Consider the following 14,392-nt stretch of genomic DNA (forward strand, 5'->3'; position numbering starts at 1 on the left):
GTTTGGCAATAGTCATTGGATTTGATCTTGCTTTTTTTAATGTTTCTTGAACTTTGTTATATAATATCTCTCGATCATCAGCAGTATAAGCTTCCATAAGTATAATTTTCTTGTTGTTTTGAAACAAATTTATATTCCAAACCTATCTTATTCGTTTAAATTCCAGTTGTACTCCATGTACCTAACTTTGGTTTTTTTTGTCAATTCAACCTCCGTATAACCATTAATATAGGCTACTAATGATCCGTTTTTTATAAAATCTCCTTTATACCATTCGAAAATTTTTGATAGGGTGATTTTTTTTGCGGTAATCACATTTCTAGCAGGATCATTGATAAATTTTTTCATCAATCTTTCAAGTTCAGCTTCCACATTCGCCTCTGTAAATGCAAAATTAGCAATAGGAGGACATGAAAACGAAGCACAATTTACCCCAACATGTATTCTAGGGTCTGAATATTTTTTTCTTAAAATTTCGTGCTCTATATCATTTAAAGAATATGTTTTACCTCCAACAACAACAAATTTTTGATGCCAAGCATCCTTGCCTCCTTTATTAATTTTCATGATGCTCTTCAGAGGATAATTATCAATTATCAACAAAATTGTATAGGCATTATATGCATTGATATAGAATGCTTTTGCTTTATGATCTGACCACTTTTCTTCAGCATTTGTTTCTTTTAAATAATCAATATAAGCATCTAAAGTCGCCCTTTCTTTGATAATTCCTTTATAGTTGACAACACCATCTTCGGTAATGTTATTTTTTAAAAGTTTATCAAAACCTTCTTCTTGTCCAAAAGACAAAGTTGACACAAATAATAATGCGACCCATATAGTAACTAATTTCATATTGAATAATTTTTTAGATATAAACGTTAGTAGCGTAAACCTTCCATAAATTACAAAATCTCTTTTATTTCTTCTCCCACCCCTAAATTAAAGCGTTTTCTGAAAAAATAAACGGCAGCATATAAAAACGGGGTATCTATAATTGCCACAACTACTTTAAATAAGAAACCACTTAGCAATAGACTTCCAAAAACATCCCATGACAGCACGTCAAACAAAGTTAACAGCAAGACCACTGTGAATGTATCGATAAACTGTGAACTGAAAGTCGAGAAATTATTACGAAGCCATAAATGTTTTCCTTGTGTTTTTTGTTTCCAAAAATGGAATATTCTAATATCTATAAATTGGGCAAATAAATATGCCATCATCGAGGCCATCACAGCAATTGGCGACAAGCCAAAAACTTTTGAATACAAAGCATCATTTACAGGAGACCAATCAGTTGCTGATGTATAATTAGCAATCAACACAATCAATACAGAAAAGAAAGAGGCAAAAATTCCAGTAACAACAACTTGATTGGCTTTTTTCTTACCATAAATTTCAGAAATAATATCCGTAATCAAAAAAGTTATTGGATAGGGTAATATCCCTACGGAAACTTCAAAACGAAACAACCCAAACGGATTCCAATAAAAAAACTTTTGAAAAATCAAATTAGAAACCACCAATGAAGTGATAAATAAAGTTGCCAAAATCATATAGATAGTTGAGGCTAGTTGTCGATCTTTTGCATTCATAAATACGAATATAACAAAAACCGTTTAACCTCTATTACCCCTAGAAAATCAATATGTATCTATACAAATGTTATAATTGCTAAACAATGCTTATTTTTGCAATCAAATTTGAAATTAAATAATATGAAAGCATATGTTTTTCCTGGTCAGGGAGCTCAATTTTCTGGAATGGGACAAGATTTGTACACAAATTCAGAATTAGCAAAAGAATTATTCCAACAAGCAAATGAAATTTTAGGATTTGACATCACTAAAATTATGTTTGAAGGAACTGCTGAAGATTTAAAACAAACAAACGTTACACAACCAGCTGTATTTTTACACTCGGTAATTTTAGCAAAAACCTTAGGGGATAGCTTTAAAGCAGATATGGTAGCAGGTCACTCTTTAGGTGAAATTTCTGCATTGGTTGCCAACAATACTTTATCTTTTGAAGATGGATTGAAATTAGTAGCTAAAAGAGCTGATGCCATGCAAAAAGCTTGCGAATTACAAGCTGGAACAATGGCTGCAATTCTTGGGTTGGAAGATGCTGTAGTAGAAGAAATCTGCGCTTCTATTGATGGTGATGTAGTTGCTGCAAACTACAACTGTCCAGGTCAATTGGTAATTTCCGGTGAATTAGAAGCGGTAAAAGCTGCCTGTGAATTGGCTACCGAAAAAGGAGCAAGAAGAGCTTTATTACTTCCTGTTGGTGGTGCATTCCACTCTCCATTGATGGCACCTGCAAGGGAAGAATTGGCTGCTGCAATTGAAGCAACTCAATTCAACGAACCATCTTGCCCAGTATACCAAAACGTGGTGGCAAAAGCGGTTACAAGCCCTTCTGAAATTAAAGAAAATTTAATTGCTCAATTGACTGGAGCTGTAAAATGGACTCAATGTGCCAAAGCTATGATTGCGGATGGTGCTACTGAAGTTATTGAAGTAGGTCCAGGAAAAGTATTGCAAGGATTGTTTGCGAAAATTGATAGATCTGTTGCTAGAAGCAGTGCACAGATATAAAATACTTACTTGATAAAACAGAAACACCCTACTAAAAAGTAGGGTGTTTTTTTATATATAATTTTTGGAATTTTATATTTATTCCAATCTCCAAGTTCTCACCCAATCCACTTTCATTGTGTTGATGGTATCATCCGACAAATCAGCTTTATCTGGCAAACCTCCAACCCATGGAGAATCCTGCGTCCATAAATCCCAGATAAGAAACTGCTCGAGTGTAAATTTTTGAGTGGTTGTTACATTTCCAGAAGGTTCACCGTCTAAATAAAACTGAACAGTGTTTTCATCTTTCCACCATGCTCCTACTACGTGATACGCTTCGTTCCATTTCACACCTTTTAGTATATTCCCATCAGACAAGTCTTTATTACTTGAATTACCTTTTGCCCTTTCCGTAGCTCCATTTTTAACGATAAAGTATTGTGAATTCATTTGCCATGGATACTCATCCAAAGCAAAACTAGCTGTTGGTTGCCCTGATGGTTTTGAGTTGTTTTCAATGATATCAATTTCATCTCTATTCTCACTATTTCCATTGTTCAACCAAAATGTATTAAAGGCAGATATATGTGCTGTTTTGATACTACATTCTGTATACATTGGGAATTTGATTTTTGCTTTCGAACGAACTCTTGATGTTTTAAACCATTGCTCCTGACTCGATGCATCCAAAGTTGCTTTGATCCATAAAGTACCATCTGAAACCCCTGAATTAGAATTTTGCATATTTACGGGAGTCCCTCCATAATTCCAATTTGTTTTCGTCCATTTATTACTATCAAATGATCCATTAAATTCATCGGATAGGTTCTCTACTTTAACCCATGATTTGTTATCTGGTGTAGTATCATCAAAAGACACAAATGATGGAAATCTAACATCCGCTGTATGAACATCGATAACCACGACTTCCTCTTCTTCCTTTTTATCATCATCGTCATCAGGATCTATTACGGTTACCTCCTCTTCTTTTTCAATGGCATCGCTACTACAACTACCAAAAAGAATTACAAATAAAAAGAGTGTAGATGCAAGTCTAATTAAATTTCTATTTTGAATCATTTGTCTAAGTTTAAATTTATTGGACCTACAAAGATATTAGAAAAGCAATCTTGAAATTTAGAAATACTTTGCTTGTCTATTTTTTTTCTAGACTTAATTAAGTATTCATAAAGGAATGTCTATAACAAACTAGTCGATTCAGAAGAACTGAACTAAAAAAAAGAGGTTGCCAACCGACAACCTCTTTATATATATTATTTGAAAACTGTTATTTTTGAGCTTGTTGCCATTTCCAAGCAGAACTCAAAGCATCTTCCAAAGACAATTCTGTTTTCCAATTTAATTCCTTGTTTGCTATGGTTGTATCTGCAAAAGCAGCTGTAATATCTCCTGCTCTTCTTTCTACAATCTTATAGTTCAATTTCAAGTCATTTACTTTTTCAAACGCATTGATGATTTCCAATACTGAACTTCCTTTTCCAGTACCTACATTAAAGTATTCAAAAGATTCTTTGTTGTTTTTATTTATCAAACGTTGTAAAGCAGCAATATGTGCTTTTGCCAAATCTACTACATGGATATAATCTCTAACTGCTGTTCCATCAACTGTGTCATAATCATCTCCAAACACAGACAACTCAGATCTCATCCCTGCGGCAGTTTGTGTAATAAATGGAATTAAATTTTGAGGAACTCCTAGCGGCAATTCACCTATTTTAATCGATGGATGTGCTCCTACCGGATTGAAGTATCTCAATGCAATCGAGTTGATTCCATGAGCAGAACTCGCATCTTTTATGATTTCTTCACCAATTTGTTTCGTATTCCCATAAACAGATTCTGCCGTTTTCACTGGAGCTTTTTCTGTAATTGGCAATTCATCTGCCTGACCGTATACGGTACATGAAGAAGAGAAAATAAAGTTATCTAATTTTCTATCTCTCATTTCTTGCAACAAATACACCAAAGACCCTAAGTTATTTTCGTAGTAATCTAATGGTTTGTGCATGCTTTCTCCCACCGCCTTAAAAGCAGCAAAATGTATTATTCCATCAACGGTATACTTATTAAAGAAATCTTGCACATCGCTTTTTACTCTTAAATCAATTTGAGCAAATTCCGGTTTTACACCAGTAATTTCAGTAATACTGTCTAAAACATCAATTGTAGTATTGGACAAATCATCAATAATAACTACTTCAAATCCTTTGTTTTGTAATTCAACAACGGTGTGTGAGCCAATAAATCCTAATCCTCCGGTTACAAGTATTTTTGCCATTCTTTTAATTTTAAATAATAATTTATAATTTTTAGTAATTGTTAAAACTACTAGGTTTTCCTTTTATAAACAGGGGGCTTTGTGACTATTTCTAATGGTCATAATGTTTTAATTCATTACGATTTTAGAAAGGAACAATACACCCCTTTGAATTTTATTCTATAAAACAATGACAACGTATTCGTTAATTGATATAGTTGAGAATTGTATTAATAATATAATCTTGTTGCTCAGCATCTAATTCTGTATGCATTGGTAATGCAATTACTTCATCAGAAAGCTGATTTGTTACTGAAAAATCTTCTTCCTTATATCGATCATCTAAATATGCCTTTTGCCTGTGCAAAGGAATTGGATAATAGATAGCGCATGGTATTTGTTTACTTTGTAAATGCTCTAACAAACCATCTCTTTTTCCATTTGTAATTCGAATCACATATTGATGAAAAACATGACAATCACAAGTGTCACAAATAACTGGAACAATGATATTTTCATTCACACCCAATTTATCTGAATAATACATCGCAGCTTTTTGACGCGCTTTATTATATCCATCTAAATGAGGTAATTTAATTTTTAAAATTGTTGCTTGAACGCTGTCTAATCTAGAATTTACACCAACTACATCGTGATGGTATCTTTCGTACATACCATGATTTACAATTCCTCTAATGGTATGGGCTAATTCGTCATTGTTCGTAAAAATAGCTCCACCATCTCCATAACAACCTAAGTTCTTTGATGGAAAAAATGAAGTTGTACCAACATCTCCAATGGTTCCTAGTTTTTTCTTACCGTCTTTTGAAGTATACACACCTCCTACAGCTTGTGCATTATCCTCAATCACATATAAATTATGCTCTTCAGCCAATGCCATTACAGCATCCATATCTACTGCTCTTCCAAATAAATGAACAGGCACAATTGCTTTTGTCTTAGGCGTGATTGCTTTTTTGATAGCTTCTATTGAAATATTCATATTATTGATATCACAATCCACTAAAACTGGTGTTAGATTCAATAAGGCAATTACCTCAACAGTTGCAGCAAAAGTAAAATCTGTTGTGATTACCTCATCTCCTGGCTTCAAACCAAGTCCCATCATAGCAATTTGCAAAGCATCTGTACCATTAGCACATGGAATTACGTGCTTTACATCTAAATATTTTTCTAAATCTTCTTGAAATTGTTTTACCTCCGGACCATTGATAAAAGCCGTAGAATCAATTACATCTATTACTGCTTTATCAACCTGATCTTTTATTTTTTCATACTGACCTTTCAGGTCAACCATTTGAAGTTTTCTCATCTGAAGATTTTTTAAATTTTTAATCGTACAAAAATACAAATTTAATCAGCCAACCAAGACAATATTTATTCTAAATACCATCAGAATCGAACACTTAAAAAAACTATTTTTTAAGTTTCCAGATGCAAATATAACAAAAAAAACGCATTAAACGTATTTGATACGTTTAATGCGTTTCGGTTTGTAAAACAAAAAGTTCTACAGCGATTTTTAATTGTCTGCTAGAGTACTAGTGTCTTTCCACTCACTAACATTTGCAATCCTTGATTGCTCATAATCTAACTGTAATAATTTGTCTCCTTGCCAAACTAACCATTTCCCTACTTTTGCTCCTTTATAATAATTCGCAACAATAGTTCTTTTTCCTGTTTTGTCATATTGGATCCACTCTCCTGTCAATTTCTTATCAGCATCATAGAATCCTTGTTCTCTTATCTCTCCTGTCTCGTAAAAATTCGTAACCTTTACCAATCCATCCTCTACTTCATATACTGGTTTAGGTGCTTCTGAATTTGCAACATTCTGCGCTGATAAAACTAAAGAAGTAAATATAAACGCTGTCATCAATAGTTTTTTCATAATAGATATATTTTAAAATTTAATAGTATTTGTTTTTCTATACATCAAATATATGAAACATTTTACATTAAATACACCATTACGTAACATTAATTTAACATTGGGGTTAAAATTTAACATTGGATCAGAACCAAAAACCAACACTTAGGTACCAATGGTTCTGATTAACATCTGGTGTCCAATCCCTTACAATTTTCACAGGACCAATTATAGACTCATAACCATAAACAAAAGCATATCCCGATAATATGTCCTGAAAGACTTGACCATCATTAAAAACATCCAAATCAGTCTTTCCGTAGTTCGTTATAAAGGCAATTGTATGCTTTTTATACATCTCATAACGTATTTCTAATTCCCCTTTCAAATAGGAATGATCTACATTATCTTCAAATTCATACCCGTAAAAAGGAATATGATTGTTGATCATATTTTCTCCATACCCCCCCAATGCAAACTCAAACTGTCCCGTTTCATTACTTTCAAAAGTGACTCCTCCTTCTACAGTAGTGTGCAAAGTAAACTTATTTATGATCGTTTTTGCCGCTGCCAATTTCAATTTAGCCTGACAAAATGGAGTAAAGTTATTATTATAATCACTTGAAGCCATGTAGTATTTTAATTTCCCATCAATCAATACACCATTTTTCACAAATGCCTTTTTGTCATAGGAATCATATTTGATGTACGCCAAAGAATTCAAATAATGACTTTTTTCAAAATAAAATTTTCCTCCAGGATCTTCCTCAGAAATAAAAGACTTGGTTGATATATCTAAAAATTTATGTTCCAATCCTAAACCAACAGCAAACTTTCTATTAAAAGTAGTTTGAATATAGACCATAGAAGAAATATCCTGATAGTTTTTATTAATTTGATTTACCTGTGTCCCATCAAATTTGACACTTGTTCGTAAGGAGTTAAATCTTGAATTCAACCCATAACTCGTGTAAATACCATTATCCACAAAATAATTAAGATTGGCTCTTATATTATCTCCCACAATAAAATCTGCTGATAAAATATCATTTTTTATAAGCATGTGCTTTGTTGTATAATTCAACAAAACACTTGACTGATATAAAGGATCATAATGCAATCCTACTTTAAAAGAAGACAAATATTCATTCTCTTTAATATTCATCTCCAATTCGTAGTCATCTTCAGTTATTTCATGAAAATCATATTTTACCATATCAAAGTCGTTACTTGCCGACAAACGCTCCAGTTTATAATTTAAATCTTTATAAGAAATGGAATCCCCAAACTCTAAATTCATCTTTCCACGTATATAGGCACCAGAAAAGTGATACAAATCATTGATTTTAATTCTATTTACTTTTCTTGTCTTTCTATACTTTTCTTTAGGGACTCTATCTTCCTTGCCATATTTTTTCTGCAAGGCAGCAATTTCTTCAAACTCCTTTCTATGTTCTCCGGCAATTCTTTGTCCTTCCGTTATAATCTCAACCGTTTTATCAAAAGAGGTCACAGAAAAATCTTTTGTGTTGGGTTTGATATGAATGGTTAATTCTTTTACTTTTTCATCGTCACGTGCATACATCTGAAAGTTGACAATCTGGTTCAAAACATCTACCACAGAGTTTATATTGTCTTTATCTTCTAATTTCCCTTGAACATCAACTCCTATCACTATATTAGCTCCTCGTTCTCGCATTTCATCAACAGGAAAATTGTTTGCTAACCCTCCATCAATAAAAGTATTTTCTCCTATCTCTATCGGTTTTAACAACGTAGGTAAAGAAGCACTCGCTCTAATCGCTTCTGGTAAATTACCTTTATCCAAAATAACGGCCTCTCCCGTTTCCAAATTAGTCGTCATACAAAAAAACGGAATGGTCAAATCATTAAAATCATGTACATCATGCACATGTTCAAAAAGGGCATTCATCTCATTATAAACTGCTTGACCATGCGCAATTCCCGATGGCAAAGTTATTTTTCCCTTTTTAGTTACAGGAAAAGAGATAAGATGTTTTTCTCCATATTGTTTTTCAAAAAATGCCGATTGACCTCTTGGAATTTTATCTTGTAATAATTCCATAAAATCATACGAGTTTATAATGGAATCAATTTCTTTGGGTGAATAATCTGCAGCATACAATCCTCCAACAACTGCTCCCATACTGGTTCCAGCAATATAATCTATTTGCAAACCCGTTTGTTCTATTACTTTTAAAACTCCAATATGCGCAAATCCTTTTGCTCCTCCTCCACTAAGAACCAAACCCACTTTAGGTTTCACATCTTGATTTGAGTTTTGCCCGGATATCCCCAAAACCCCAAACAGTAGCAAAAAGAATGTTACTTTAAATTTCATTGCAATTTTATTTTTTATTCTTGAGCAAACCGTCCTTCACCTTTTTCGCCTTAGACGGTCCGATGACCGAAGATAAGCTTTCCAAACTAGCTTCTTTTACTCTTTTTACAGATTTATAATATTGTAATAAGGTTTCTACAGTTTGTTTACCTATTCCATCCAACTGTTCTAATTCAGATTGAATTGCTCCCTTGCTTCTTTTATTTCTGTGATGTGTTATCCCAAAACGATGTGCTTCATTTCTTAAAAACTGAATTATTTTAAGCGTTTCTGAAGTTTTATCCAAATACATCGGAACAGGGTCCCCAGGATAATAAATTTCTTCCAAACGTTTCGCAATACCGATAATCGCAATTTTCCCTCTCAGACCAAGAACATCCAAACTTTTTAAGGCTGAGGACAACTGTCCCTTTCCTCCATCAATCACTATTAATTGAGGCAACGGACTATCTTCCTCTACCAATCTTTTATATCGGCGAAAGACAACCTCTTCCATAGAAGCAAAGTCATCCGGACCTTCCACCGTTTTTATATTAAAGTTTCTGTAGTCTTTTTTACTGGGCTTCCCATCCTTAAAAACAACGCAAGCCGCCACCGGATTTGTCCCTTGAATGTTAGAGTTATCAAAACATTCTATATGTCTTGGTTCTTCTCCCAATCGTAAATCCTTTTTCATTTGCGCCATGATTCTTTTTACATGACGGTCTGGATCCACTATTTTAATTTGTTTGAATCTTTCTTGACGATAATATTTTGCATTTCGTTGAGAGAGTTCTACAATTCTTTTTTTATCCCCTAGCTTTGGCACCGTTACTTTTAGTCCCTCACCCAAATCTACCTCAAAAGGCACATAAATTTCCTTAGAAACAGAACTAAATCGTTGTCTAATTTCTATGATCGACAACTCTAATAATTCTTTATCTGATTCATCCAATTTCTTTTTGATTTCGGTTGTATGAGATTGAATGATACTTCCATTGGCAATTTTAAAAAAGTTTACATAGCCAAAACTTTCATCAGAAATTATAGAAAACACATCTACATTATTAATGGATGGATTCACTACAGTCGACCTAGATTGATAATTTACCAATAGATCGAGTTTATCTTTTATTTTTTGAGCTTCCTCAAACTCCATCTTTTCTGAAAACCCAATCATTATTTTTTGAAATGCTTCTAAAGAAGTTTTAAAATTCCCCTTGATTAAATTTCTAATAGCCTTAATATTGCTGTTATAGTCCTCCTCGGTTTGATATCCCTCACAAGGGCCTTTGCAATTGCCGATATGATAATCCAAACACACCTTATATTTACCTGTATTTACGTTCTCTTCACTCAAATCAAAATTACAACTGCGCAATTGAAATAATTCTTGAATCAAATCCAACAAAGCTTTCGCCGTTTTCACAGATGTATAAGGTCCAAAATATTCTGAACCATCACGAATTACTTTACGCGTTAAAAAAACGCGTGGAAACCTTTCTTTTTTGATACAAATCCAAGGATAGGTTTTATCATCCTTCAACATCACATTATACCTAGGTTGGTATTTTTTTATGAGGTTGTTCTCCAATAATAATGCATCGGTTTCCGTAGACACAACAATATGCTTAACGCTTCTAATTTTTGAAACCAGCACTCTGGTTTTTCCGTTTTCTTGCGTTTTATTAAAATAAGAGGAAACCCTTTTTTTTAAATCTATCGCTTTACCAACATAGAGCAATTGATCCTCTTTATCATAATACTGATAAACCCCTGGAGAATTGGGCAGTGTTTTTATTTGTAATTTTAAGGCTTCCAGCATAAAACAAAATTAAGTAAATCCTAAGGAATCAAGAAATGGAATTTGAAAAATAGAATTGCGTATTTCTATGCTGCTTCAAGTTAATTTTCTTTAATTTGTTTAAAAATAATTTCCATGTTAAAAAATGAAATCAGGGCACTTTACAAAGAAAAAAGAGCCGCTTTTTCCATTGATGAAATAGAGGACAAAAGCATTGCTATTGCCAACCAATTGTTACAATTAAAAACAAATGAATTCTGGGATAATAATCTTTATTTCCACCTCTTCTTAAGTATCAAAGAACAGAAAGAAATAGATACGGAACATATTTTAAATATTCTATTTGCAAAGGATAAAGAAATTGTTATTTCTAAATCTGATTTTGAAAAGGGCACTTTGATCAATTATTTATTGACAGAAAATACCCGTATCAAAAAAAACAAATACAACATACCAGAGCCTGTTGATGGAATTGAAGTTCCCAACAATAAAATAGATGTGGTATTTGTACCGCTCTTGGCTTATGACAAACAAGGAAACCGCGTTGGATATGGCAAGGGTTTCTATGATCGTTTTTTGGAAAATACAAATTGTATAAAAATTGGACTCTCCTTTTTTGAGCCCGAAGAAAGTATCGAAGACGTACTCCCAACCGATATTGCTTTAAATTTCTGTATCACCCCAAAAAACATTCATTCCTTTTAGAAAACCATCATTTTGCATAAAATTTGTTGTTTTTTTACTCGATTCGTTACTATTTGTTTAAATCTTTGAATAACAAATGGATTTTAAACAGTGTTTTGTATCTTGCGCAAAAATTATTCAACTATGTCGAAACAGACGAAATTATCAAGATTTAATAATAATGTCCTCGCAAAATATCAAGTATACAATAGTGTATTTATGACATTGCCTTTTGACGAGGTTAGTAAAACAGGAACACTACTTCCTTTATTCAACGAAACGTGTGTAGAAGGATTTAAAGAAGGAAAAACACCTACAGAGATTGTAACTGGTTTTTTCGACGCTTATAAATCTGACAGTTCTGAAGAGGAAAGAATTTCTTTCATTTTTAAATTCATTCAATATATAGAGCGTCAGGTTGTATTATTTGATGCCATTGAAGATTCTGCTTTTGCAGAAGTAAATAATATGAATGGTATTGGAACTTTAAGAAACATTAAAGAAGAAGCTACTTCTAAACGTGTTAAAAAAGACCTTCAAAAATTTTTAGAAGACTTTAAAACTCGTCTAGTTCTTACTGCGCATCCAACGCAATTTTACCCTGGTACCGTATTGACAATCTTAACAGATTTACAAGGGGCGATCAAAGAGGGTGATTTACCATTTATCAAAAAGTTGTTATCTCAATTAGGAAAAACTACTTTCTTTACTCAAAAGAAACCAACTCCTTATGATGAAGCAATCAGCTTAATCTGGTATTTAGAAAACGTATTTTACCAATCTATTGGAAAAATTTACGACTATATCCAAACTCATATTTTCGATGGAAAATCTATCGATAATGAGGTAATTAATTTAGGTTTCTGGCCTTGTGGTGATAGAGATGGTAACCCATTTGTAACCACAGAAACAACCTTAAGAGTTGCTAGAAAATTACGTCAAGCAATTTTAAAGAATTACTACCGTGATGCTAGAGAAATCAAAAGAAGATTATCTTTTGAAGGAGTTCATGATATCATCAGTGATATTGAAATAAGATTATATGATAGTTGTATTTCTGAAGATGCTCCAATCAGAATTTCTCAAGAAGCACTTTTAGAAAAATTACAAACCATCAAAAAAACAATCAAAGATCAATACAACGGATTGTTTATTGAAGAGGTGGATACTTTTATCAACAAAGTAAAAATCTTTGGATATCACTTTGCAACAATGGATATCCGTCAGGATAGCCGTGTGCACCATGATGTTTTTACAAACATTGTAAAAGAAATTCAAGATAAAGGTGATGCTATATTCCCTGCCAATTACTTAGAACTGACTCCTGATGAGCAGATTGAAGTACTAGCAAAAGTAAAAGGATATATCAATCCAGAAGATATTAGTGAAGAAATGGCGCAAAGAACTTTGAGTTCTATGCAAGCTATTAGAACTATTCAAAAAGAAAACGGTTCTAGAGGTGCTAACAGATATATCATTAGTAACAACCAGACAGCATTGAACGTAATGGAAACATTTGCAATGTTAAACTTATCTGGTTTTGAAGATGGTTTAGATGTTGATGTGGCTCCTTTATTTGAAACTATTGACGATTTAGAAATCGCTCCTCAAGTAATGAGACAGTTGTACAGCATTCCAGAATACCGTGCACATGTTGAAAAAAGAGGAAACAAACAAAACATCATGTTAGGGTTCTCTGATGGAACTAAAGATGGTGGATATTTAATGGCAAACTGGGGTATTTACAAAGCAAAAGAAGAGCTGAGTCAAGTATCTAGAGAATTTGGAATTAAAGTAATTTTCTTTGACGGACGTGGTGGACCTCCTGCTCGTGGTGGTGGAAAAACTTCAAAATTCTATGCTTCATTAGGACCAAAAATTGAAAATCAAGAAATTCAGTTGACAATCCAAGGACAAACAATTAGTTCTAACTTTGGAAACTTAGATTCTTCTCAATACAATATGGAGCAGCTTTTAGGTGCTGGTATTACAAATGCTATCTTCAATGACCCTAAAAACGGGGAAATGAAAGATGACGACAGAGAAGTTATGATTGACTTGGCAGATACTAGTTATAAAGCGTACGTTGACTTTAAAGAACACCCAATGTTTATTCCTTACTTGGAACGCATGAGTACTTTAAAATATTACGGAAAAGCAAATATTGGATCTAGACCTTCTAAGCGTTCTAAATCTACTGCTTTAGATTTTGGTGACTTAAGAGCGATTCCTTTTGTGGGAAGTTGGTCTCAATTGAAACAAAATGTTCCTGGTTTCTACGGTGTGGGTACGGCTTTAAAAAAGTATGAAGATGCTGGAGAGTTTGACAAAGTTCAAAATTTCTACAACCATTCTAACTTCTTTAAAACTTTGTTAGAAAACAGTGTAATGTCTCTAAGCAAGTCTTTCTTTGAATTGACTTCTTATATGGCTAAAGACGAAGAGTTCGGTGCTTTCTGGAACATTATCCATGAAGAATACTTATTGACAAAACGTTTGTTGTTAAAATTAACAGGACACACAGAATTGATGGAAAACTATCCTGACGGAAAAGCTTCTATTGCGGTTCGTGATTCTATTGTATTGCCTTTATTGACAATCCAACAATACGCTTTAAAAGCTGTTCAGGATATGCATAAAGAAGGTATCTCTGATAAAGAGAGATTAGAAACATTTGAAAAAATTATTACTCGATCTCTATTCGGAAACACAAATGCAAGTAGAAACTCTGCTTAATAGACAAGAGCGACTTATAATTAAAAACTCCCATAAAGATTATTTTATGGGAGTTTTCTTTTTACTTAAATCA

Annotated in this window: 11 protein-coding genes; 3 read left to right on the forward strand and 8 right to left on the reverse strand. The window is 33.0% G+C overall.

All coding sequences use genetic code 11. From position 1 onward, the window contains the following. Positions 1-147: 147 nt before the first annotated feature. Both P8H68_RS06050 and P8H68_RS06055 read right to left on the reverse strand, forming a co-directional pair. Positions 148-855, reverse strand: coding sequence for a DUF547 domain-containing protein (locus tag P8H68_RS06050; RefSeq protein ID WP_300322484.1), 708 nt, complete (start codon positions 853-855; stop codon positions 148-150). 50 nt (positions 856-905) lie between these two features. Beyond that, the gene (locus P8H68_RS06055; RefSeq protein WP_300322485.1) at positions 906-1,598 is read right to left on the reverse strand and encodes a queuosine precursor transporter; all 693 of its coding nucleotides are present in this window, start codon (positions 1,596-1,598) and stop codon (positions 906-908) included. Between the two features lie 123 nt (positions 1,599-1,721). Between P8H68_RS06055 and fabD the strand changes: the two genes are divergently transcribed. Then, positions 1,722-2,603 (forward strand): ACP S-malonyltransferase, encoded by an 882-nt coding sequence (gene fabD, locus P8H68_RS06060; RefSeq protein ID WP_300322486.1) that lies wholly within the window; start codon positions 1,722-1,724, stop codon positions 2,601-2,603. A gap of 78 nt (positions 2,604-2,681) precedes the next feature. On the opposite strand, the gene P8H68_RS06065 is transcribed toward fabD, so the two are convergent. The 6 genes from P8H68_RS06065 to uvrC all read right to left on the reverse strand — a co-directional run bounded on the left by P8H68_RS06065 (position 2,682) and on the right by uvrC (position 10,920). Beyond that, entirely contained in the window at positions 2,682-3,665 is a 984-nt protein-coding gene (locus tag P8H68_RS06065) for a family 16 glycosylhydrolase (protein ID WP_300322487.1), read from the reverse strand. Between the two features lie 208 nt (positions 3,666-3,873). Then, complete coding sequence (gene galE, locus P8H68_RS06070) at positions 3,874-4,884, reverse strand: UDP-glucose 4-epimerase GalE (protein WP_300322488.1); 1,011 nt, start codon at positions 4,882-4,884, stop codon at positions 3,874-3,876. 184 nt (positions 4,885-5,068) lie between these two features. After that, positions 5,069-6,196, reverse strand: coding sequence for a DegT/DnrJ/EryC1/StrS family aminotransferase (locus tag P8H68_RS06075; protein ID WP_300322489.1), 1,128 nt, complete (start codon positions 6,194-6,196; stop codon positions 5,069-5,071). Between the two features lie 210 nt (positions 6,197-6,406). Then, a complete protein-coding gene (locus P8H68_RS06080; RefSeq protein ID WP_300322490.1) occupies positions 6,407-6,775 on the reverse strand; it encodes a nicotinic acid mononucleotide adenyltransferase in 369 nt (122 codons plus the stop codon). Between the two features lie 124 nt (positions 6,776-6,899). Beyond that, positions 6,900-9,116 (reverse strand): patatin-like phospholipase family protein, encoded by a 2,217-nt coding sequence (locus tag P8H68_RS06085; protein ID WP_300322491.1) that lies wholly within the window; start codon positions 9,114-9,116, stop codon positions 6,900-6,902. Positions 9,117-9,123: 7 nt separating this feature from the next. Next, entirely contained in the window at positions 9,124-10,920 is a 1,797-nt protein-coding gene (gene uvrC, locus P8H68_RS06090) for an excinuclease ABC subunit UvrC (protein ID WP_300322492.1), read from the reverse strand. Between the two features lie 114 nt (positions 10,921-11,034). On the opposite strand from uvrC, the gene P8H68_RS06095 reads away from it, so the two are divergent. Together P8H68_RS06095 and P8H68_RS06100 are read left to right on the forward strand one after the other, a co-directional pair. Further along, complete coding sequence (locus tag P8H68_RS06095; RefSeq protein WP_300322493.1) at positions 11,035-11,604, forward strand: 5-formyltetrahydrofolate cyclo-ligase; 570 nt, start codon at positions 11,035-11,037, stop codon at positions 11,602-11,604. 123 nt (positions 11,605-11,727) lie between these two features. After that, positions 11,728-14,319: a phosphoenolpyruvate carboxylase gene (locus tag P8H68_RS06100; RefSeq protein ID WP_300322494.1), complete on the forward strand. Its 2,592-nt coding sequence runs from the start codon at positions 11,728-11,730 to the stop codon at positions 14,317-14,319. Positions 14,320-14,392 lie beyond the last annotated feature (73 nt).

It is taken from the genome of Flavicella sp. (assembly GCF_029238425.1).
In the GTDB taxonomy this organism is placed as follows: domain Bacteria; phylum Bacteroidota; class Bacteroidia; order Flavobacteriales; family Flavobacteriaceae; genus Flavicella.